Genomic DNA, 22,284 nt, shown 5'->3' with positions numbered 1-22,284 from the left:
GTCACATCCGGCTAAGGAGAAGCGAAATGAAACTGAATGAATTGCGCGACAATCCCGGCGCCGCACCGAAACGGACCCGCGTTGGCCGTGGTCCGGGTTCCGGCAAAGGTAAAATGGGTGGCCGTGGTATCAAAGGCCAGAAATCCCGCTCGGGTGTGGCCATCAACGGCTACGAAGGCGGCCAGATGCCTTTGTATCAGCGTCTGCCCAAGCGTGGCTTCAACAAGCCGAACCGTAAGGAATTCGCCGTTATCAACCTGGGCCTGATCCAGAAATTCGTTGACGCCGGCAAGCTGGACGCATCGGCTGCGATCACCGAGGATGCGTTGGTCGCATCCGGTCTGGTTCGTCGCAAGCTGGACGGCATCCGCGTACTGGCCAAAGGCGAAATCAGCGCCAAAGTGAACCTGGAAGTAACCGGTGCTTCGAAATCTGCCGTTGCGGCAGTCGAGAAAGCGGGCGGATCACTGACGGTCACAAAAGCCGCTGCGGCAGAGTAAGCGCTTGTGAGCGGGCAAAGACCCGCTTACATAGACATCAGAGTTTTCCAAGACGCCGCCCGAGCCGGAAAACGGTTCCGGGCGGTGTTTTCATAAGAGAGACCGATTTATGGTATCAGCAGCAGAACAAATGGCAGCCAACACAAGCTGGTCTGCCCTTGGGAAAGCCACCGATCTGCGCAACCGCATCCTGTTCACGCTTGCATTGCTGATCGTCTACCGTCTGGGCACCTTCATTCCGGTTCCAGGCATCGACGGCCAAGCACTGCGCGAGTTCATGGAGCAAGCGGGGCAGGGCATCGGCGGCATGGTTTCGATGTTTACCGGCGGGGCGCTGGGGCGCATGGGTATCTTTGCCCTCGGCATCATGCCCTACATTTCAGCTTCGATCATCGTGCAGCTGCTGACATCTATGGTTCCCGCGCTCGAACAGCTCAAGAAAGAGGGCGAGCAGGGACGCAAGAAAATCAACCAATATACTCGTTTCGGCACCGTGGCGCTGGCCACCGTTCAGGCTTATGGTCTGGCGGTGTCGCTGGAATCGGGCGATCTGGCGACCGATCCGGGCCTGTTCTTCCGCCTGTCGACCATGATCACTTTGGTTGGTGGCACAATGTTCCTGATGTGGCTGGGTGAGCAGATCACCGCACGCGGCATCGGCAACGGTATCTCTCTGATCATTTTCGTGGGCATCATTGCCGAAGTTCCGGCTGCTCTGGCACAGTTCTTTGCTTCGGGCCGCTCGGGCGCGATCAGCCCTGCTGTGATCATCGGTGTGATCGTGATGGTGATTGCCGTGATTACCTTTGTGGTCTTCATGGAACGCGCTTTGCGCAAGATCCATATCCAATACCCACGCCGTCAGGCCGGTATGAAGATCTATGAGGGCGGCTCGAGCCACCTGCCGGTCAAAGTGAACCCTGCGGGCGTGATCCCGGCGATCTTTGCAAGCTCGCTGCTGCTGCTGCCGGTGACGATTTCGACCTTCTCGTCGGGCGCAACCAACGGGCCGGTGATGTCGTGGCTGCTGGCCAACTTTGGCCCCGGTCAACCGCTGTACCTGCTGTTCTTCGCCTCGATGATCGTGTTCTTTGCCTATTTCTACACGTTCAACGTGTCGTTCAAACCGGACGATGTGGCGGACAATCTGAAAAAGCAGAACGGTTTTGTGCCGGGTATTCGACCAGGCAAGAAAACCGCCGAGTATCTGGAATACGTGGTCAACCGCGTGCTGGTTCTGGGTTCGGCCTATCTGGCGGCGGTCTGTCTGTTGCCTGAAATTCTTCGGGGCCAGTTTGCCATCCCGTTCTATTTCGGCGGTACCTCGGTTCTGATTATCGTCTCTGTGACAATGGACACGATCCAACAAGTCCAGAGCCACCTGCTGGCGCATCAATACGAAGGGCTTATTGAAAAGTCCCAACTGCGTGGCAAAGGTAAGAAACGCGGCAGGAAGGGACCCGCTCGTCGATGAACATCATTCTTCTCGGCCCCCCGGGGGCAGGTAAAGGAACGCAAGCGCGTCACCTGGTTGAAACCCGCGGCATGGTCCAGCTGAGCACTGGCGACATGCTGCGCGAGGCCAAGGACAGCGGCACCGAAATGGGCAACCGCGTGGCCGAGGTGATGGCTAAGGGCCAGCTTGTGACCGATGAGATCGTGATCGGCCTGATCCGCGAAAAGTTGGAACAAGGCGCTGAAGGCGGGTTCATCTTTGACGGTTTCCCGCGCACTCTGGCCCAAGCCGATGCGCTGGGTGAGCTGCTGGACAGCACCGGCGAGACGTTGGACGCGGTCATCGCGATGGAAGTGAACGATGACGCGCTGGTCGCGCGTATCACGGCTCGATCAACCTGCGGCGGTTGCGGTGAAGTCTATAACGACATAACCAAACCGATCCCGGCGGATGGAAAGTGTTCGAACTGCGGCAAGGAAGGTGACTTCAAGCGCCGCGCGGACGATAATGAGGAAAGCCTCAAGACCCGTCTGATGGAGTATTACAAGAAAACCTCGATGCTGATCGGCTATTACCACGCCAAGGGCAACCTGTCCTGGGTCGATGGTCTGGGCGAGATTGACGAGGTTCAGGGCGCGATTGCAGCCGCATTGGACGCCTGACCTGACCCGCATTTGAATATGGGCTTGACGGCACCGCCAAAAGCCCATATCGACCCCCATCCCCAAGGGGAATCAAGACCGCGTGCGGGATTCGTCCCAACCGCCCCGACCACCTCGAATAATGCTGAACCCTCTGGCGACACTGCCACGGTAAAGCGTTGTGAAAAAAGGTTCTGGAGTTACGGAACCGCAACGAAAAGGAAAGTGACACGTGGCACGTATTGCCGGCGTAAACATCCCGACTGCAAAGCGGGTACCTATCGCCCTCACATATATCACCGGAATCGGCAACACCTCGGCCAAAGCGATCTGCGAAGCCGTGGGCATTGAAGCGACCCGTCGCGTCAACGAACTGTCCGACGCCGAAGTTCTGAAAATTCGCGAGTATATCGACGAAAACTTCACCGTCGAAGGCGACCTGCGCCGCGAAGTTCAGATGAATGTCAAGCGCCTGATGGACCTGGGCTGCTATCGCGGTCTGCGTCACCGCCGCAACCTGCCGGTTCGCGGTCAGCGCACCCACACCAACGCTCGTACTCGCAAAGGCCCGGCAAAGGCCATTGCTGGTAAGAAGAAATAAGGGAGGGTCTGACTGATGGCACGTGATAAGACTCGCGTTAAGCGCAAAGAGCGTAAGAACATCGCATCGGGCGTCGCCCATGTGAACTCGACCTTCAACAACACCAAGATCCTGATCTCGGACGTACAAGGCAACGCCATCTCGTGGTCGTCTGCCGGTACCATGGGCTTCAAAGGGTCGCGGAAATCGACACCCTACGCCGCTCAGATGGCTGCAGAAGATGCAGGCAAAAAGGCGCAGGAACATGGCGTCAAGACGCTGGAAGTCGAAGTTCAGGGCCCCGGTTCGGGTCGTGAATCGGCTCTGCGCGCGCTGGCTGCTGTGGGCTTCAACATCACGTCGATCCGCGACGTGACGCCGATTGCTCACAATGGCTGCCGCCCGCCGAAACGTCGCCGCGTCTAAGCGATTTTGAATTGAGCTGGGGCTGTGTTTTTGCACGGCCCCAGCACGTCATTTTGAACCTCGGGCGTCTGCACCTTGTTGGTCATGGGGCGCGGACAGGAATGGAGGGATTACATGATCCACAAGAATTGGGCAGAATTGATCAAGCCAACCCAGCTGGACGCCAAGCCGGGAAACGATCCTGCGCGTCAGGCAACGCTGGTTGCTGAGCCGCTGGAGCGTGGCTTTGGTTTGACTCTGGGTAACGCGCTGCGCCGCGTTCTGATGAGCTCGCTGCAAGGTGCGGCCATCACCAGCGTCCAGATCGACAACGTTCTGCATGAGTTTTCGTCGGTCGCAGGTGTCCGCGAAGACGTCACCGACATCATCCTGAACCTTAAAGGCGTGTCGCTGCGCATGGAAGTCGAAGGCCCTAAGCGCCTGTCGATCAATGCCAAAGGCCCTGCCGTTGTCACCGCAGGTGACATCAGTGAAAGCGCCGGTATCGAGGTTCTGAACCGCGATCACGTCATCTGTCACCTGGATGATGGCGCCGACCTGTTCATGGAACTGACGGTCAACACCGGTAAGGGTTACGTCTCGGCTGAGAAGAACAAGCCCGAAGATGCACCCATCGGCCTGATCCCGATCGACGCGATCTATTCGCCGGTCAAGAAGGTTGCCTATGACGTTCAGCCGACCCGTGAAGGTCAGGTTCTGGACTATGACAAGCTGACCCTGAAGATCGAAACCGACGGTTCAATCACACCCGAGGACGCGCTGGCCTATGCGGCTCGTATCCTGCAGGATCAATTGTCGATCTTCGTCAACTTCGACGAGCCGGAATCGGCTGGCCGCCAGGACGAGGACGATGGTCTGGAGTTCAACCCGCTGCTGCTGAAGAAAGTGGACGAGTTGGAACTGTCGGTCCGTTCGGCAAACTGCCTGAAGAACGACAACATCGTTTACATCGGCGATCTGATCCAGAAGACCGAAGCCGAGATGCTGCGCACCCCGAACTTCGGCCGCAAATCGCTGAACGAGATCAAAGAAGTGCTGTCCGGCATGGGTCTGCACCTCGGCATGGATGTAGAGGACTGGCCGCCCGACAATATCGAAGATCTGGCGAAGAAATTCGAAGACGCGTTCTAAGCGCGTCTTCCCCAATGCCCGGGCTGCCGGGGACTGTATGGGCGATGATGCCCCAAGGAGAGCCGGTGACACGCATCGCCGGCCAGACAAAGCAAAAACGCAAGATAGGAATTGAACAATGCGTCACGCACGTGGTTACCGCCGCCTGAACCGTACTCATGAGCACCGCAAGGCTCTGTTTGCAAACATGGCTGGCTCGCTCATCGAGCATGAGCAAATCAAAACAACTCTGCCCAAGGCAAAAGAACTGCGCCCGATCATCGAAAAGCTGGTCACTCTGGGCAAGCGCGGCGACCTGCACGCGCGCCGTCAGGCCGCAGCTCAGCTGAAAGAAGACAAAGATGTCGCCAAGCTGTTCGAAGTTCTGGGACCCCGCTATGCCGAGCGTCCGGGCGGTTATGTCCGCATCCTGAAAGCCGGTTTCCGCTATGGTGACATGGCTCCGATGGCGATCATCGAATTCGTGGATCGCGACGTCGACGCCAAAGGTGCAGCCGACAAGGCTCGCGTTGCCGCCGAAGAGGCCGCAGACGAAGAATAAGAAAGCTTCGCTTTCTGACTTTGGCCCCTGCGTCCCAGACGCGGGGGTTTTTCTTTTTAATTGCGCGATAAACCTAGCAGGTTTGCTTCCTGCGCTAAAACCGGAGCTTTTCGTGTCCGTTCGCATGTCCGTATTTGATGTTCAGGGCCTTGCCTTTGGTATCGTCATGACAAGCCTTAGCGTCGTTTTTTTTAAAGCGGCTGGTTTGGTGACAGGGCAAACTGCGGGTCTTGCGCTTTTGCTTTCCTATGTTTTGCCGATTGGATTTGGCCCTTTGTTCTTCTTGATCGGTATCCCGTTTCTGATACTGGCTTGGGTAAAACGCGGCCCAGTTTTTGCTATTCGGACGATTGTCGTGGTGATCGGGATTTCGACGCTTTCACAACTGTTGGGAAAAATAGTCATCTTCGAACGGCTTGACCCGCTGATCGCCGCTGTTCTTGGGGGTGCGTGTAGCGGCATGGGATTGATTGCTATCTTCCGCCACAATGCCTCGGCGGGCGGGATGACTATTCTGGGGATCATTCTGGAACATAAGACCGGCCTGAAGGCTGGGTGGTTCCAACTTTCGGTCGATGTCATGGTATTTTTGGCCTCGGCCTTTGTGCTTAGCCCGTCGCAACTGCTGTATTCCTTCCTTGGGGCTGTGATCACCAATATGGCAATCGTATGGAACTTCGACGTGGCCCAGAGCGGCACCGGGCGTCCCGGTTATGGTCGGTCTGCAAACTCATAGCGATCTTGCAAACGGTCGGTGTTGCGGACATATCAATCCGTAAACATCCATGAGGGTCACATGCTCCGCGCGCTTTTGCTTTGTCTGCCGTTTGCCCTGTTGCAAGCCCCCGCCCATGCTCAAACCAAAGTGCCGCAATCGCAGGCCGAGATCAGCTTAGGCTTTGCGCCGGTGGTCAAACAGGCCGCGCCTGCGGTGGTCAATATCTATGCCAAGATCGTGCGGCAGGGGCGGGCGAACCCGTTTTTCTCGGACCCGTTCTTTCAGGATTTTTTTGGCGGCGGGTTTAACGAGCCGCGACAGCGGGTACAGAACTCGTTGGGTTCGGGGGTGATCCTGTCTGACGACGGCTATGTGGTGTCAAATTACCACGTGGTCGGCACGGCGACAGAAATCCGTGTTGTCACCACCGACCGGCGCGAGTTCTCGGCGCAGGTGGTGCTGGGCGATAAGGAAAGCGACATCGCCATTTTGCGGTTGGAGGACGCTGAGCGGCTGCCTTACTTGCCGCTGCGCGATTCAGATCAGGTTGAGGTGGGTGAGCTTGCGCTCGCCATCGGCAACCCGTTTGGTGTGGGGCAGACGGTGTCTTCGGGCATCATCTCGGGTCTGGCGCGGACGGGCACGGCCACGGGCAATGCGCGGGGCTATTTCATTCAGACCGATGCGGCGATCAATCCGGGCAATTCAGGTGGGGCGCTGATTGATGTGAATGGTGATCTGATCGGGATCAATACCTCGATCCTGACGCGTTCGGGCGGATCGAACGGCATCGGCTTTGCGATCCCGGCCAATCTGGTGGCCGAATTCCTGCGGCAGGCGCAGGCAGGTAATGACCAGTTCGTCGGCCCTTGGGCTGGGATCTCGGGTCAACACATGAGCGCAGATATCGCGGAATCTCTGGGTATGGCGATCCCACAGGGCGTGGTGATTTCCAACCTCCACCCGCTCAGCCCCTTGGCTGAGGGCGGGTTGCGTGTAGGCGATGTGGTGACGCATGTGGACGGGGATGAAGTCAATTCCCCCGCCGAGATGAAGTTCCGCATGTCTGTTGCCGGCGTCGGTGGCACGTCGGTTTTGACCTTGTTGCGTGGTGGGACGCAGGATGAGGTCGAGGTTGCCCTGATCCCGGCCCCTGATACGCCCTCGGCGGATGAAACCACGCTGGATGATCGGACGGTGATGCCGGGGCTGGTGGTCTCGCGCGTCAACCCGGCGGTGATCGCCAAGATGGGCCTGCGGTTGACGGAAGCCGGCGTGGTTGTGTTGGATGCCGGGCGGTATGGCGGGCGCTCGGGGTTGCGCGTTGGGGACGTTCTTAACAGCATCAACGGCAACGCGATTGCCCATCCCGATGACGTAACCCGCGCGCTGACCGATCCGGGCCGCCGGGTTCAGTTTGAATTGCTGCGCGGTGGGCGATCGGTCTCGCTGCGGTTCCGGCTATGAGCGATCTGTTCGACACCGGGGGCGACCGACTTGCGCCGCCCGCGCATCGCCCTCTGGCCGACCGGCTGCGCCCGCAGACACTGGCCGAGGTGATCGGGCAGGAACAGGTGTTGGGCCCTGATGCGCCTTTGGGGGTGATGCTGGCCTCGGGCAGCTTATCCAGTCTGGTGTTCTGGGGGCCGCCGGGGGTGGGCAAGACCACCATCGCGCGGCTTTTGGCGCAGGAAACCGATCTGCATTTCGTTCAGATCAGTGCGATTTTTACCGGCGTTCCCGATCTGCGAAAGGTGTTCGAGGCCGCGAAAATCCGCCATCAGAACGGGCAGGGCACGCTGCTGTTCGTGGATGAGATTCATCGTTTCAACAAGGCCCAGCAGGATGGCTTCCTGCCCCATATGGAGGACGGCACGATCCTGCTGGTGGGGGCGACAACCGAGAACCCCTCGTTCGAGTTGAACGCCGCTGTGCTGAGCCGCGCGCAAGTGTTGGTGCTGGAACGCCTTGATTTGGCCGATCTGGAGCGTCTGACGCAGCGCGCCGAAAAGGAGCTGGGCAAGGCGCTACCTTTGACCGGGCCTGCACGTGACGCATTGCACGAGATGGCTGATGGCGACGGGCGGGCGTTGTTGAACCTAATCGAACAGATTGCGGCGTGGAAAGTCGATACTCCGCTGGATCGTGAGGTGCTGGCAACCCGCCTGATGCGGCGCGCGACGAAATACGACAAGTCGGGGGACGAGCACTACAACCTGATCTCGGCTCTGCACAAATCGGTGCGTGGCTCAGACCCGGATGCGGCGTTGTATTGGTTTGCCCGAATGCTGGAAGGGGGTGAAGACCCTCGCTATATCGCGCGGCGTCTGACCATCATGGCGGTCGAGGATATCAGCCTGGCCGATCCGCAGGCACAGGCTTTGGCGCTTCATGCGTGGGAAGTCTATGAACGGATTGGCAGTCCCGAAGGCGAATTGGCGCTGGCGCAGGCGGTGGTCTATTTGGCCTTGGCACCCAAATCGAACGGGGCCTATGCGGGCTACAAGGCTGCTCGCGAACTGGCGCGAAAATCGGGTAGCGAACCTCCACCCAAACATATCCTGAACGCACCGACTTCGTTGATGAAAGAACAGGGCTATGGTGCGGGCTATGCCTATGATCACGACGCCGAGGATGGATTTTCGGGCCAGAACTATTTTCCCGATGGCATGGACCGCCCGGACCTGTACCAGCCGGTCGAGCGCGGGTTCGAGCGAGAGTTGAAGAAACGTCTGGAGTATTTCGCCAAGCTACGGGCCCAACGCAATCGTTAGTGCCGCTGCGTCAAGGGCGACAGGGCGGTAAAATCGCGCTTGGCTTGGGTCATGAGAGTTCAGGGAGGAAGCTCATGACCGTATCCATAGACAAAACCGATGACGTCTGGACTATCATCCACGACCGCCCCGAGGCCCGGAATGCCGTGGACAATATCCATGCCGAGACGCTGGTCGACGCGTTTCTGGAATTTGAAGGCAGCCCGGCCAAGGTGGCTGTGTTCTGGGGCAAGGGCGGGAATTTCTGCGCTGGATGGGATCTGAAACTGGCAGCCACTCTCTCTGACCCGGATTTGCGTGAGGCATATTTTGACCGTCTGTCCTTTCCCATCGGCTCGGCGCCCTCGATGGTCGGGCCATTGGGGCCATCAAGGCTGGAGCTGTCCAAACCCGTCATAGGCGCGGTTGAGGGCGCGGCTGTGGCTGGCGGGATGGAGCTGGCGCTGTGGTGCGATATCCGCGTGATGGCGGAAACCGCATACCTGGGTGTCTATTGCCGCCGCTGGGGGATCACGCTCATGGATGGGGGTTCAGTCCGGTTGCCGCGCCTAGTCGGGCAGGGCAAAGCTTTGGAAATCGCTCTGACCGGTCGCAAGGTTGAGGCGCAGGAGTGCTACAATATCGGATTGGCCGAAAAGATCGTGCCGCATGGTCAGGCCCGCGCCGCAGCCGAGGCCATGGCGCATGAAATCGCCCGCTTTCCGCAAGAGGCGGTGCGAGCCGATCGTCGCTCGATCATCGAAACGCGGGGGATGCCGGTGCGCGAAGCGCTTAAGGTCGAATGGGCCAACGGGTTGGATGCGATCCGCCGCGAAGGCACCGCCGGGGCGAGCAGGTTCCGGGATGGGGCCGGGCGCGGGGGTGACTTTACCAATATCTGACCGGGTTGACTCTGCCGGTAAGTCACGCCACAGACGCGCATGTTTTCAATGGCACTGAATGGCACACAACCCGCGCGGATCCGGCGCGCGAAAGGGATATCGGCATGAGCGGCGTACAGATGATCACCGTGGCAGAAGGCGATGGCGACCAGCGGGTCGATCGGTGGCTGCGCCGCCTGTTTCCACATGTCAGCCAGGGCCGCATTGAAAAGATGTGCCGCAAGGGTGAGCTCCGCGTGGACGGCGGGCGGGTGAAAGCTGCGACCCGGCTTGAGGTCGGACAGGTCGTACGGGTGCCGCCGCTGCCCGATGCCGATCACAAACCGGCCGAGATCAAGCGACGCATTTCGGATGCGGATGCCAAGATGATCCAGTCCTGTGTGATCTACCGCGACGATCACGTGCTGGTGCTGAACAAACCGCATGGCCTGCCGGTGCAGGGCGGCAGCGGACAGACGCGGCACGTTGACTGCCTGTCCGAGGCGCTGCGCTTTGGTTATGACGAAAATCCGCGTCTTGTGCATCGGCTGGACAAGGACACATCCGGCGTTCTGCTGCTGGCCCGCACGCGCGAGGCCGCCAAGGGGCTGACGGCGGCCTTCCGGCATCGCGATACGCGCAAAATCTACTGGGCCTTGGTTGCAGGTGTGCCGACCCCTTATCTGGGTGAGATCAAGACTGGTCTGGTCAAGGCCGCCGGTCACGGCAAGCACGGCGAGGGTGAGAAAATGATCCCCGTCCACCTGAACGAGGTCAACGACACCCCCGGCGCGAAACGGGCGCATACGCATTATGCAACGCTCTACCGTGTGGCAGGGCGGGCGGCTTGGGTTGCGATGGAGCCGATCACCGGCCGCACTCACCAGCTTCGGGCGCATATGGCGGCGATTGGGCATCCGATCATCGGGGACGGCAAATACGGTGGCTCGGGTCAGGAAAACCTTGGCGATGGCTGGGGCGCACAGCTAGGCGGGATCATAAGCAAAAAGCTGCACCTACACGCGCGGCAGGCCTCGTTCGAACACCCGGTGACGCGCAAGACGATTACCGTGAAAGCCCCCTTGCCGGATCACATGAAACACAGCTGGGACACGTTCGGCTGGACCGAGGACCTGGCCGCCGACGACCCGTTCGAGGAACTGCAATGAACACACCGCTGCGTCTGGTGCTGTTCGACGTGGATGGCACTCTGGTTGACAGTCAGGGCAGCATCGTTGCCGCGATGACGGCCAGTTTCGACGCGCTGTCCTTGCCGGTGCCGGATCGCTCGGCGATCCTGTCCATTGTTGGCCTGTCGCTGCCCAAGGCGATGGCGCAGCTTGCGCCGCAGCATTCGGATGCGGATCAGGTGCGGCTGGTCGAGGGGTATAAACAGGCGTACCACGCACATCGGCTGGAACAGGGTATGGCGGGATCGCCGCTCTATCCCGGTGCCCGCGAGGTGATTGAGGCGTTGCACGCCATCCCCGAAGTTCTGCTGGGCGTGGCCACCGGGAAGTCTCAGCGCGGATTGGATGCGTTGATCGAAGGGCACGGGCTGCAGGGTTATTTTGTCACGCGGCAGGTGGCGGATCATCACCCCTCGAAACCGCACCCGTCGATGATTGACACCGCGCGGGCCGAGACGGGGGTTGAGGCAATCGATACCGTAATGATCGGCGACACCCGGTTTGACATGGACATGGCCACCGCTGCGGGCGTGCCCAGCGTTGGCGTCACCTGGGGTTATCACCCGCGCCCCGCGCTAGAGGCCGCGACAACCATCATTGAAACCTTTGACCAGTTGCCCAATGCGCTGGAACAAATCTGGACCTGAGACGATGAGCGACTGGAAACCCAAACGATTCTGGACCCAAAGCGCAGTAGTCGAGGCTGAAGGCGGCTTTACCGTCGAGCTGGATGGCCGCCGGGTGAAAACGCCCGCCAAGGCGGGTTTGATCGTGCCTACGCAGACCATGGCGCAGGAGATTGCCGCCGAGTGGGACGCGCAGGAAAAAGAAGTCGACCCGACCAACATGCCCTTCACCCGCTCTGCCAATGCGGCCATCGACAAGGTGCAGCATCAGCACGCCGAAGTTGCAGACATGTTGGCTGATTACGGCGATTCGGACTTGTTATGTTACCGTGCGACGCACCCGCAAGAGTTGCAGCAGTGGCAAGCCGAGCAATGGGACCCGGCGCTGGATTGGGCGGCAGAGACACTCGCCGCGCGTTTGGTGCCCGTTGCTGGTGTCTTGCACAGACCTCAGGACACGTCGACCCTGCAGAGCTTGAGGCAGCGTGTCCATGATTTCAATGACTTCCAGCTTGCAGCCTTCCACGATCTGGTCAGCCTGTCCGGGTCGCTGATCCTTGGGTTCGCCGTTTCGGCCAATTGGCGCGCGGTGGAAGATATCTGGGAAATTTCGCGGCTGGACGAACTTTGGCAAATTGAACAATGGGGCCATGACGACGAAGCGCATGCTGCGTCCGAAGTCAAACGCGCCGCGTTCCTACACGCCAAACGGTTCTTTGATCTCTCGGTTTGAGCCCTGACGCCTGAAATTCCGCCAAAGACGCGGACATCTGCAAGGTGATCCATCGTTTTCGCTGATCCGACCCTTGACGTTTGTTTATGAATGCGACCAAACTCAAGCCCACTAAAGGGGAGACACCTTTGGGGAAACCTTTCCGGTGCCAAAGGTGCCGGACAGAACCGTCTCTGGACAGGGGCGGAAAATCAGGAAGAGGTAAAAATGAAAAAATCCGTAATTTTGGGCGTGGCGACCGTTGCCGGCCTGGCTGCAGGCGCAGCGACAGCGGGGACTGTCGATGATGTTAAAGCGCGCGGTAAGCTGAACTGCGGTGTAACCACCGGTCTGGTTGGCTTTGCTGCACCCGATGCAAATGGTGAATGGAAAGGCTTTGACGTTGCGGTCTGCCGTGCTGTCGCAGCAGCCGTTCTGGGCGATGCAAGCGCCGTCGAGTTTGTTCCGACAACTGGTAAAACCCGCTTTACTGCGCTGGCCTCGGGTGAGATCGACATGCTGGCCCGTAACACCACGTGGACGTTCAGCCGCGACGTGGACCTGAAGTTCGAATTCGTGGGCGTAAACTACTACGACGGTCAGGGCTTCATGGTTCCCAAGGCGCTGGGCGTCAGCTCGGCCAAGGAACTGGACGGCGCAACCGTCTGCATCCAGACCGGCACCACCACCGAGCTGAACCTGGCGGACTTCTTCCGCTCGAACAACATCAGCTACGAGCCGGTTCCGATCGAAACCAACGCTGAAGCGCAGCAGCAGTATCTGGCTGGCGCATGTGACGTTTACACCACCGACGCATCTGGTCTGGCCGCAACCCGCGCCACATTTGAAGATCCGTCGGCGCACGTCCTGCTGCCCGAAATCATCTCGAAAGAGCCGCTGGGCCCGCTGGTCCGTCATGGCGATCACGAGTGGGGCGACGTTGTCCGCTGGACTCTGAACGCGCTGATCTCGGCTGAAGAGCTGGGCGTGACCTCAGCCAACATCGACGAGATGGCCGCTGGCACCAACAACCCGGAAGTGAACCGTCTGCTGGGTACCGAAGGTACTCTGGGCGAGATGCTGGGTCTGGATGCCGACTGGGCTATGAAAGCGATCAAATCGGGCGGCAACTATGGCGAAGTCTTCGCGCAGAACATCGGCGAAGAAACTCCAATCGGTCTGGCACGCGGTCTGAACGCACAGTGGACCGATGGCGGCCTGCTGTACTCGCCGCCGTTCCGATAAAATCCATTGAAAAGGGCGCAGGGTTAACCTGCGCCCTTTTTCCAAAACAGAATGCTACGGACTGCTCGGGAGCGGGGAAAACCCTGCCGGGAAGGAAGCGTCCGAAAAGCACGGGGATCCCATAATATGTCGACTATGACTGACCCACCGAAAGCTGACTTTCGGTTGTCTATGCTCATAAACGATACCCGCTATCGCTCACTTACTTTCCAGGTGATTGCGGCAATCGTCATTGCGCTTTGTATTTGGTATCTGGGTAATAACCTGATCCAGAACCTTCGGGCCGCGGGGCTCAATATCTCCTACACATTCCTGGGCGACCCGGCCGGGTATGACATCAACCAGCGACTGATCGAGTATGACAGCCAGTCTTCGCACGGAAGAGCGGCTGTCGTCGGTATTCTGAACACCCTTTTGGTTGCGTTTTTGGCATGTATTACGGCCACAGTGTTTGGCGTAATCGCAGGTGTGCTGCGTTTGTCGAACAACTGGCTCGTTTCCAAGCTGATGGCGGTGTATGTCGAGATATTCCGGAATATTCCGGTTCTCATCTGGATCATCATCATTTTCACCATCATGACGGCAGTTTTGCCGGGGCCGCGGGCTTTCCGAGGCGACAACCCGACTTCAAGCATGCTGTTTGATTTGTTCGCCTTCACCAACCGTGGCGTCTATATTCCCCGCCCAGAATTTACAAACGGCTTGTTTGGCGCGACGGTCTTGAATTGGCTGCTGGTTGTCGTGGTTCTGATCGGATCCTGGTTCGGATCTCGTGAAATCGAGAAACGTGCCACTTTGAAGCAAGAGCAAACCGGCGAACGGCCCAAAACCCTGGTCGTCAAGCTGGCAGTTTGGCTGGTACCGTTTGCTCTGTTGATGGTTTTGATGGGATTGACTTGGGATGTCCCGGCGCTGAAAGGCTTTAACTTCAGCGGAGGAATTAAGGTCGGTGGTCCGCTCATTGCGCTTTGGTTCGCATTGTCGATCTACACCGGTGCCTTCATCGCGGAAAACGTCCGGGCGGGTATCCAAGCGATATCGAAAGGTCAGACAGAGGCCGCCGCCGCGTTGGGTCTGCGTCAGGGTCGGATCATGAATCTGGTCATCTTGCCTCAGGCTTTGCGGGTCATCATCCCGCCGCTGATTTCGCAGTATCTCAACATCACCAAGAACTCGTCTCTGGCGATTGCGGTGGGTTACGCGGACATCACTGCGACGCTGGGCGGTATCACGTTGAACCAAACGGGTCGTGCGATTGAATGCGTCTTGCTGCTGATGCTGTTCTATCTGACAGCCTCTCTGATGATCTCGATGGTGATGAATATCTACAACGCATCCGTCAAGTTGAAGGAGCGCTGAGCATGGCTGATCAAACAACAAACCCGATCGCCTTTGTGGCTGAAGGAACTATTCCTCCTTCTCCACCGCCGGCAAACCAGACGGGTATTGTCAAATGGCTGCGCGAGAACTTGTTCTCGGGCGTCACGAACACGATACTGACAGTTCTATCCATCTTGCTAATCTATGTTCTTCTCAAGAACACGTTGCCATGGATTTTGAACGGCGTGTGGAACGCGGACTCGCTTGCTCAATGCCGCGAGATTCTGGATGGAAAAACCGGTGCGTGCTTTGCAGTTCTGACCGAACGCTGGCATCAGTTGATCTATGGGTTCAAATACCCTGCAGAAGCTTATTGGCGCCCAAATCTGGCCTTTGTGCTTATGCTGGTGGCGCTGGCGCCGGTTCTGTTCTTTGACCTGCCGCGCAAACTTCTGGTGTTCACGGCGCTGTATCCCTTCATCGCATTCTGGCTGATTTGGGGTGGCAGCATTCTGGTTCCAATCGTGGCGCTGCTTGGTTTTGTTGCCGCGGGTGTCGTTTTCCAGAAACTTGGCCGTAACAGCTTTGCCGCTGGGTTCTTTGGCGCGATAGTGGTGGCTCTGATCGTTTGGAATATCGGTGGGGCTCTGATCCCGGAAGGTGCCAACGAAGGTGCTATGCTCACCGCCGTTCCAAGCCGTGATCTGGGTGGCTTTATGCTGAACATGATGCTGGGTTTGACCTGCGTATCGCTTTCAGTGCCGCTTGGGATCGCTTTGGCGCTGGGTCGTCAGTCGTCAATGCCGCTGATCAAATGGGTCTGTGTCATCTTCATCGAATTCATCCGTGGCGTGCCTTTGATCACGCTGCTGTTCGTGGCTTCGGTGATGCTGGCCTACTTCTTCCCGCCTGACAGTACGGTCGACCTGTTTCTGCGCGTGGTGATCATGATCACCATGTTCTCGGCCGCTTATATCGCCGAGGTGATCCGGGGCGGTCTGGCAGCGCTTCCACGTGGGCAGTACGAGGCAGCAGATAGCCTTGGTTTGGATTACCCGCAGGCGATGCGCCTGATCATCCTGCCGCAGGCTCTGAAGATCTCGATCCCTGGTATCGTGAACGTGGCCGTAGGCCTGTTTAAAGATACCACACTGGTTTCGGTCATTTCGATGTTCGATCTGGTGGGCATGATCCGGGGGCCCATCCTGGCGTCAACCGAATGGAACGGCGTCTATTGGGAGCTTCTTGGCTTTGCCGCGCTTCTGTTCTTCGTCGTCTGCTACGGCATTTCTCAATATTCCCAGTGGCTCGAGCGTCGCCTTGCCACGGACCACCGTTAAGGAGTTCAACACATGTCTGAACTTGCAATTGAACGCGAAATCGACCGCTCGAAGATGCAGGTGAGCGACGAGGTCGCCATCGAAATCAACGGCATGAACAAGTGGTACGGGTCATTCCACGTGCTGCGCGACATCAATCTGACCGTCAATCAGGGCGAGCGGATCGTGATCGCGGGGCCATCAGGGTCGGGCAAATCCACGCTGATCCGCTGCCTGAACGCGCTGGAGGAACATCAGCAGGGCACGATTATCGTGGACGGGACCGAGCTGTCGAATGACTTAAAAAACATCGACAAGATCCGGTCCGAGGTTGGCATGGTGTTCCAGCACTTCAACCTGTTCCCGCACCTGACCATTCTGGAAAACTGCACGCTGGCCCCGATCTGGGTGCGCAAGACGCCCAAGAAAGAAGCCGAAGAGCGCGCGATGCATTTCCTGGAAAAGGTGAAAATCCCGGATCAGGCGCTGAAGTATCCCGGCCAATTGTCTGGTGGTCAGCAGCAGCGTGTGGCGATTGCGCGGTCCTTGTGCATGATGCCGCGGATCATGTTGTTCGATGAACCAACATCGGCGCTGGACCCCGAGATGATCAAAGAGGTGCTCGACACCATGATCGAACTGGCCGAGGAAGGCATGACCATGCTGTGCGTCACACACGAGATGGGGTTTGCCCGTCAGGTCGCCAACCGCGTGATCTTTATGGATGCCGGTCAGATCGTGGAACAGAACGAACCCGAAGAGTTCTTCAACAACCCGCAGAGCGAACGGACCAAGCTGTTCCTCAGTCAGATTTTGGGTCACTGATCCGGCGAAAATCCAGGAAAGGGCGGGGCTTCGGCCTCGCCTTTTTCTATTCCAGCAATTCGCGCGGTGTGATGAAGCCCATAACATCCCCACTTCGCCAGTCGATATCTGCCCAATCCTTGATGCTAAACTGGATCACGGTTGTCGCACATGTCGGGTAATCCAAGAAACGTGGGTGATCTGGGGGACGACGAACGATCCGGCGGGCGAACTCGCATATGCCCGAGTTGTGGCCTAGCATCATAACCGTTGGCTGCGTCGCGCCCGACAGTTCAATCAGCATGTCTTCGGGTTCGGCTAGATATAGTGCGCGGTGAAAGCAAATCCTGTCGGCTTGCAGCCCCATGCGATCCCATGTTTCACGCGTCCGGATTGCCGTAGAGCTGATTACTTCGTCCGGCGTCCATCCGTGTTCATTCAACCACCTGCCAATGGCGCGTGCAGATTTCCGGCCGCGTTTGTTCAGGGGGCGGTCATGATCCTCGAGCGTTGTATCGCCCCAACTGGATTTTGCGTGGCGGGTAAGGATCAGAGTCAGGCTCATGATGGGTGGAACGCTTTCATATGATGGGCGGACTGCTCGGGGTCGCGATTGGCGCCGGCGCTGACAGGGCAGGACAGACGTGCAAGGCAGCCTCCCGTCATGCAGGTTTGGCCCTCGTCTGTGGAGAGGTGCGCATGGCATGCGCCCACGTCATAGAATTCCTGATCGTTCAACGCGCCCACGGGGCAGGTCGAGGTGCAGGGCGCGGCACAGGTGGTGCACGGCGAGGGTGCTACCGCCTCGGGTATCTCGAACTCCTGTGCGAAATGCAGCGCACCCCGATATGAGATCATCATACCCACGGTGTCATGCACCAGCGCGCCCACCGGGCTGCTGAAGGTTCGCCCGGATTTCAGCGCCCAGTCGATGAAAGGTGCATAAGGTGGGCCGCCGAAAGGGAAATGCGCATCAGCCCCCAGATCAAGCGCCATTTGTCCAATCACGCGGGTTGACCAGCGGTCGACAGGATCGGGGCCGTTCCATTCCGGGGCCGCTTTCAGGACCGGCCAAAAGCCTGGCCCCGCGCCCAACAGAACCAGAGTGCCACCGTCCAGCCCCTTGGCTCCGCTGGTACGGGGATGGGTCGCGCCCATGGTGATTAACCCGGCCTGATGCGCGACACGTCCCACCCAGCCATAGCTGATAGCCGCTTTATAGGCTGAGGCGGGGGCGTGTTGCGTCATCTCTTCTCCGCTGTGGGGGACTCAGTCGGGGCGGATCAGTGACCCTGCGCCGTGTTCGGTAAACAGTTCCAAGAGCACCGCGTTGGGGGCGCGACCGTCCAGAATGACCACCGCCCGTACGCCGCTGTGCAAAGCATCCAGTGCCGTTTCAGTCTTGGGGATCATACCGCCTGCGATCGTACCTTCCATGGTCATCTCGCGGATCTGACCGGCCTTCAGTTCGGTTACGACTTCGCCCGCAGCGTTCTTGACGCCCGAAACATCGGTCAGCAGCAACAGGCGATCCGCTTTCAGTGCCGAGGCAATCGCACCTGCGGCGGTATCGCCATTGACGTTCAGCGTCTCTCCGTTCCGGCCTGCACCCAGCGGCGCGATCACCGGGATCACATCATGCGAAAACAGGTCGTGTAGGATTTTCGGGTTCATGTCCGCCGGAGAGCCTACAAAGCCAAGGGCCGGATCGGCTTGATCGCAGACCATCAGGTTGGCATCTTTGCCCGACAGGCCCACAGCCGAGCCGCCCTGATCGTTGATCGCTTGGACGATGCGCTTGTTCACAAGGCCAGACAGGACCATCTCGACCACTTCGACGGTGGCTTTATCGGTCACGCGTTTGCCGCCTACAAATTCGGACTGGATGTCCAACTTGCCTAGCATTGCGTTGATCATCGGGCCGCCACCGTGGACGACCACCGGGTTCACACCGACCTGACGCATCAGCACGACGTCGCGGGCAAAGCTTTCCATCGCCTCGTCACTGCCCATTGCGTGTCCGCCCAGCTTGATGACGACAATGGCATCGTCATAACGCTGCAGATACGGCAAAGCGCTATTCAAGGTGGCTGCGGTGGCGATCCAGTCCCGGTTCATATCTCTTGTCTTCATGGCTGCTGTCCCTCTGGCATTCCGTGTTAGGGCCTTTGCCCGGTGCTGCCAAGGGGCAAGCTATTCCAGATGCGCAATGATAGAGCGCAGCGTGGGAATCCCGTCGCCCTTTTCGGACGAGGTCAGCACGATTTCAGGGAAGGCGGCAGGGTGTTTCGACAGCGCTCCGCGTACCTGATCCAGAACCTTTTCGCGCTCGTTGGCTTTGACCTTGTCGGCCTTGGTCATCACGCATTGAAAGGTCACGGCGCTGGTGTCCAGGAGCTTCATGATCTCGGCATCGACAGGCTTCACCCCGTGGCGCGAGTCGATCAGAACAAAGGCCCTGCGCAGTGTTTGACGTCCGCTCAGGTATTGTTTCAGCAGCCGCTGCCATTTTTCGACAACCTTGACCGGCGCATTAGCATAGCCATAGCCGGGCAGGTCGACCAGATACAGCTCGGGGCCTTGGGTGAAAAAGTTGATCTCTTGTGTGCGGCCCGGCGTGTTCGAGGCACGCGCCAATCCCTTGGTGCCGGTCAGCGCGTTGATCAGGCTGGACTTGCCCACATTCGAACGCCCGGCAAAACACACCTCTAGCCGGTCTGGCGCGGGTAAGCCGTTCATGGCGACCACGCCTTTGACAAACTCGGATTCGCCGGCAAACAGTTTGCGGCCACGCTCTTGCGCGAACTCATCCGGTGTTTCGGCTAAGGGAAAGGGCAGGGTGGTCATAGCAGTTGAACCTTGTCACCGGTTTTGACCTCGCCACCCCTTATCACCTCGGCGTAAACACCGAAATCCTGATGATCCCAGGTATTGAGCGCCGCCAAAGTATCGGCATCACGCGCACCTGTATCGGGGTTGGCAGTCGTCGCAAGGCATCGGGTGATACGCTCGCGGACATGCAACACAGCCTGCCCGATCTGTACTTCGCGGCCCAGCCATTCGAATTCTTCCCACAGGGGCAGCCCGTCGAACCAAATATTGCCGCGCCAGCGTACTGGGGAAAGTTCTTGCCCCAACTTCTGCTCGACCGCGCGATGCGTGGCCATGTTGCACAGGCTAATCGAAGGGAAATCGCTGTCCGTCATCCCTCGTCCAGGCACTCGGACGATGCGGGCCGAGGCCGCACGATCCGCAGGCATCAGCGGCTTGACCCAATCCAGAAAGGCATCTTGTTGCGTGTCGGGCTGAAAGTGCAGCTCGGGTCGTTCGGGATGGGTCAGTGTGACCGTATCACCTTTGGTACGGGCCGAGATTGCCATCAGCGACGGTGCTTTGGCACCGCGGCTGAAATTGACACAAGGTGCCCATTCGGTTCCATCCGTTTTCGACGCTTCATGCGCGACGGCCCAAACACGATCCCCGGGCATGGTTTGCCCGGGGTTCAAAGTGACGGTCTGCACGGCCTCGCGGCCATGGCTTTTGATCGGATGTCGCCAGAGGTTGGTTACTTCACCTGTCATTTGTCATCCGTCTTCGGTGTTCGTTTGAAGCTTGACTTTATGTTTCCGAACACGTCCGGCTTGTAGCCCTGGCTGCGCATGATCAGGTATTGCTGGGTAAATGTAATCGTGTTGTTCGCAATCCAGTAGACCACCAGGCCACTGGCAAAGCTGCCAAGCATGAACATAAAGACCCACGGCATCCACGCAAAGATCATCGCCTGGGTCGCGTCAGTTGGTGCCGGGTTCAGCTTTTGCTGCAGCCACATTGAAACACCCAGCAACAGCGGCAGAATACCGATGAAGATCAGCGCCATCAGTGTATCGGGCTGCGGACCGGCCCACGGTAGCCAGCCAAAGAAGTTCAGTATCGAGGTTGGGTCGGGCGCGCTGAGGTCCTGGAATGGTCCAAACCACGGGGCCTGACGCAGTTCGATCGTGACAAAGATCACCTTATACAGCGAGAAGAAGATCGGAATCTGCATCAGGATCGGCAAACAACCTGCGGCGGGGTTCACCTTTTCCTTCTTGTACAGCTCCATCATGCCTTGCTGCATCTTCTGGCGGTCGTCACCAGCGGCCTCTTTCAGGGCTTCCATCTGCGGCTGCAGTTCCTTCATCTTCGCCATCGAGACGTAGGATTTGAATGCCAGCGGGAAGAGGATCGCCTTGATGATCAGGGTCAGGCCGATAATAGACCAGCCCATGTTGCCGATCAGAACGTTGATGTTGTGCAGCAGCCAGAAGATCGGCTTGGTCAGGAAATAGAACCAGCCCCAGTCGATGCTATCGATAAACTTCTGTACGCCTTCGGCTTGATACTCACGGATGGTTTCCCATTCCTTCGCGCCTGCGAATAGTTGGGTGGTCACTTCTTCTGTCGCGCCGGGGGCGACGGTCAGTGTGGGCAGGACTGTCTCGGTCTGATAAATCTTGCGGCGGGCGTCGTATTTCGCAGCAGCCTTGAAGGTCGCACCTTCTTCGGGGATCAGAGTGGTCATCCAGTAGTGATCAGTGAAGCCGACCCAGCCGCCTTCCTTGACCTGAAACACCTCGGCCTGAGCGCGTTCGTTCGGGTCGATGTCAAAGTCGCGGACGTCTCCATAGTCGATCTCGTCCAGCACGCCGTCGGCCATAACCATGACCCCTTCGTGGAGGATGAAGAAATTCTTCAGGTCGGGCAGGTCACCGTCTTCACCGATGCCGTGGCGGGCCAGAATGCCATAGGGGGCCATGCCCACCTCGGCCTGCGTGTTGTTTTCCACCGATTGGGTGACGTCGAACATATAGTTTTCGTCCACCGAGATTGTGCGGCGGAAGGTCAGGCCGTTGCCATTGTCCCATTTCAGCGTGACCGGCGTGTCGACGCCCAACGTCTCACCGCTTTCCAAAGTCCACAACGTGTTCGGGCCCGGGACATCGGTGCCTGCAACACCTGTGCCAGGTGCCCAGCCGTACAGCGCATAATAGGCCGATTCCGATCCGACCGGGGACAGCAGTTCCACAATCGGCGCGCCTTCTTCGATCGAGACTTTGTAGTCCTTCAGGAATAGCTCATCGATGCGGCCACCTGACAGGGAGAGGCTGCCCTCCAGACGAGGTGTGTCGATCACAATGCGTGGTGCTTCGGCATCGGGCAGCGTTTCTTCTGCAGCAGCTGTCGCCTCACCGGTCGTGCCGGCGTTTGTGGCGCTGGGCGTCTGAACCTCGGTCGCGTCGGTGGCGCTGATTTCAGCCTGATCGGGCAGCGCGGTTTGTTCCGGCGGTGGGAACAGCACGAACCAAACAAGGATCACGAGAAAGCTGAGCGCGGTTGCGAGGATGAGATTCTTATTCTGATCGTCCATCTGGGACAGCCACCTTAAGCAGTGAAACACACCC

At 58.6% G+C, this 22,284-nt stretch carries 24 protein-coding genes; 18 read left to right on the top strand and 6 right to left on the bottom strand.

The features are described 5' to 3' along the window. The first annotated feature begins 26 nt into the window (after nt 1-26). The 18 genes from rplO (at nt 27) to AC2FF7_RS20200 (ending at nt 16,864) form a co-directional block, all read left to right on the top strand. The gene (rplO, locus tag AC2FF7_RS20285; RefSeq protein WP_170356674.1) at nt 27-500 is read left to right on the top strand and encodes a 50S ribosomal protein L15; all 474 of its coding nucleotides are present in this window, start codon (nt 27-29) and stop codon (nt 498-500) included. Between the two features lie 109 nt (nt 501-609). Next, a complete protein-coding gene (gene secY / locus AC2FF7_RS20280) occupies nt 610-1,974 on the top strand; it encodes a preprotein translocase subunit SecY (protein ID WP_170356673.1) in 1,365 nt (454 codons plus the stop codon). Beyond that, nucleotides 1,971-2,618 carry an adenylate kinase gene (locus AC2FF7_RS20275; protein WP_170755581.1) on the top strand — a complete coding sequence of 216 codons (648 nt, stop codon included), beginning with the start codon at nt 1,971-1,973 and terminating at the stop codon, nt 2,616-2,618. The genes secY and AC2FF7_RS20275 overlap by 4 nt, the downstream gene beginning before the upstream one ends. A gap of 211 nt (nt 2,619-2,829) precedes the next feature. After that, nucleotides 2,830-3,198, top strand: coding sequence for a 30S ribosomal protein S13 (gene rpsM, locus AC2FF7_RS20270; RefSeq protein ID WP_170332212.1), 369 nt, complete (start codon nt 2,830-2,832; stop codon nt 3,196-3,198). A gap of 15 nt (nt 3,199-3,213) precedes the next feature. Continuing rightward, nucleotides 3,214-3,603 (top strand): 30S ribosomal protein S11, encoded by a 390-nt coding sequence (rpsK, locus tag AC2FF7_RS20265; protein ID WP_008757289.1) that lies wholly within the window; start codon nt 3,214-3,216, stop codon nt 3,601-3,603. Between the two features lie 114 nt (nt 3,604-3,717). Next, nucleotides 3,718-4,734, top strand: a complete 1,017-nt coding sequence (locus AC2FF7_RS20260) for a DNA-directed RNA polymerase subunit alpha (RefSeq protein WP_480497475.1) — start codon at nt 3,718-3,720, stop codon at nt 4,732-4,734. 118 nt (nt 4,735-4,852) lie between these two features. Next, entirely contained in the window at nt 4,853-5,275 is a 423-nt protein-coding gene (gene rplQ, locus AC2FF7_RS20255) for a 50S ribosomal protein L17 (protein ID WP_170356670.1), read from the top strand. 112 nt (nt 5,276-5,387) lie between these two features. Further along, on the top strand, nt 5,388-6,011 hold the full coding sequence (locus tag AC2FF7_RS20250; protein WP_480870091.1) for a YitT family protein: 624 nt from the start codon (nt 5,388-5,390) through the stop codon (nt 6,009-6,011). Nucleotides 6,012-6,071: 60 nt separating this feature from the next. Next, nucleotides 6,072-7,460, top strand: coding sequence for a trypsin-like peptidase domain-containing protein (locus tag AC2FF7_RS20245; protein WP_480870089.1), 1,389 nt, complete (start codon nt 6,072-6,074; stop codon nt 7,458-7,460). Beyond that, a complete protein-coding gene (locus AC2FF7_RS20240; protein ID WP_480870087.1) occupies nt 7,457-8,767 on the top strand; it encodes a replication-associated recombination protein A in 1,311 nt (436 codons plus the stop codon). Before AC2FF7_RS20245 ends, AC2FF7_RS20240 begins: the two co-directional genes overlap by 4 nt. Before the next feature lie 74 nt (nt 8,768-8,841). Beyond that, nucleotides 8,842-9,648, top strand: a complete 807-nt coding sequence (locus AC2FF7_RS20235) for a crotonase/enoyl-CoA hydratase family protein (RefSeq protein ID WP_480870085.1) — start codon at nt 8,842-8,844, stop codon at nt 9,646-9,648. Between the two features lie 104 nt (nt 9,649-9,752). Continuing rightward, a complete protein-coding gene (locus tag AC2FF7_RS20230) occupies nt 9,753-10,796 on the top strand; it encodes an RluA family pseudouridine synthase (protein ID WP_496906236.1) in 1,044 nt (347 codons plus the stop codon). Further along, complete coding sequence (locus tag AC2FF7_RS20225; RefSeq protein WP_480870081.1) at nt 10,793-11,464, top strand: HAD-IA family hydrolase; 672 nt, start codon at nt 10,793-10,795, stop codon at nt 11,462-11,464. The genes AC2FF7_RS20230 and AC2FF7_RS20225 overlap by 4 nt, the downstream gene beginning before the upstream one ends. Before the next feature lie 4 nt (nt 11,465-11,468). Continuing rightward, on the top strand, nt 11,469-12,176 hold the full coding sequence (locus tag AC2FF7_RS20220; protein ID WP_480870079.1) for an ATP12 family chaperone protein: 708 nt from the start codon (nt 11,469-11,471) through the stop codon (nt 12,174-12,176). Between the two features lie 207 nt (nt 12,177-12,383). After that, a complete protein-coding gene (locus AC2FF7_RS20215; RefSeq protein WP_170356663.1) occupies nt 12,384-13,400 on the top strand; it encodes an amino acid ABC transporter substrate-binding protein in 1,017 nt (338 codons plus the stop codon). Nucleotides 13,401-13,526: 126 nt separating this feature from the next. Beyond that, entirely contained in the window at nt 13,527-14,759 is a 1,233-nt protein-coding gene (locus tag AC2FF7_RS20210; RefSeq protein WP_170356662.1) for an amino acid ABC transporter permease, read from the top strand. Nucleotides 14,760-14,761: 2 nt separating this feature from the next. Further along, complete coding sequence (locus AC2FF7_RS20205; protein ID WP_353394382.1) at nt 14,762-16,060, top strand: amino acid ABC transporter permease; 1,299 nt, start codon at nt 14,762-14,764, stop codon at nt 16,058-16,060. A gap of 12 nt (nt 16,061-16,072) precedes the next feature. Next, nucleotides 16,073-16,864 (top strand): amino acid ABC transporter ATP-binding protein, encoded by a 792-nt coding sequence (locus AC2FF7_RS20200; protein ID WP_353394379.1) that lies wholly within the window; start codon nt 16,073-16,075, stop codon nt 16,862-16,864. A gap of 46 nt (nt 16,865-16,910) precedes the next feature. Here the strand turns inward: AC2FF7_RS20200 and AC2FF7_RS20195 are convergent, their stop codons facing one another. Genes AC2FF7_RS20195 through yidC form a run of 6 tightly spaced genes read right to left on the bottom strand, consistent with a single transcriptional unit; the run spans nt 16,911 to nt 22,250 of the window. After that, nucleotides 16,911-17,408 carry a SixA phosphatase family protein gene (locus AC2FF7_RS20195; protein WP_170755590.1) on the bottom strand — a complete coding sequence of 166 codons (498 nt, stop codon included), beginning with the start codon at nt 17,406-17,408 and terminating at the stop codon, nt 16,911-16,913. Then, the gene (locus AC2FF7_RS20190; RefSeq protein ID WP_496906235.1) at nt 17,405-18,091 is read right to left on the bottom strand and encodes a ferredoxin; all 687 of its coding nucleotides are present in this window, start codon (nt 18,089-18,091) and stop codon (nt 17,405-17,407) included. The genes AC2FF7_RS20195 and AC2FF7_RS20190 overlap by 4 nt, the downstream gene beginning before the upstream one ends. Nucleotides 18,092-18,112: 21 nt before the next feature. After that, nucleotides 18,113-18,976: an acetylglutamate kinase gene (argB, locus tag AC2FF7_RS20185; RefSeq protein ID WP_170356658.1), complete on the bottom strand. Its 864-nt coding sequence runs from the start codon at nt 18,974-18,976 to the stop codon at nt 18,113-18,115. 60 nt (nt 18,977-19,036) lie between these two features. After that, nucleotides 19,037-19,690 (bottom strand): ribosome biogenesis GTP-binding protein YihA/YsxC, encoded by a 654-nt coding sequence (yihA, locus tag AC2FF7_RS20180; RefSeq protein WP_170356657.1) that lies wholly within the window; start codon nt 19,688-19,690, stop codon nt 19,037-19,039. Next, nucleotides 19,687-20,424: an MOSC domain-containing protein gene (locus AC2FF7_RS20175; RefSeq protein WP_480870073.1), complete on the bottom strand. Its 738-nt coding sequence runs from the start codon at nt 20,422-20,424 to the stop codon at nt 19,687-19,689. The genes yihA and AC2FF7_RS20175 overlap by 4 nt, the downstream gene beginning before the upstream one ends. After that, a complete protein-coding gene (gene yidC, locus AC2FF7_RS20170; RefSeq protein ID WP_496906234.1) occupies nt 20,421-22,250 on the bottom strand; it encodes a membrane protein insertase YidC in 1,830 nt (609 codons plus the stop codon). The genes AC2FF7_RS20175 and yidC overlap by 4 nt, the downstream gene beginning before the upstream one ends. Nucleotides 22,251-22,284: the final 34 nt, after the last annotated feature.

This window comes from Ruegeria sp. YTSC325 (assembly GCF_059609525.1).
The sequence above is the reverse complement of the archived record's forward strand: the minus strand, read 5'-3'. Positions and strand labels throughout refer to the sequence as shown.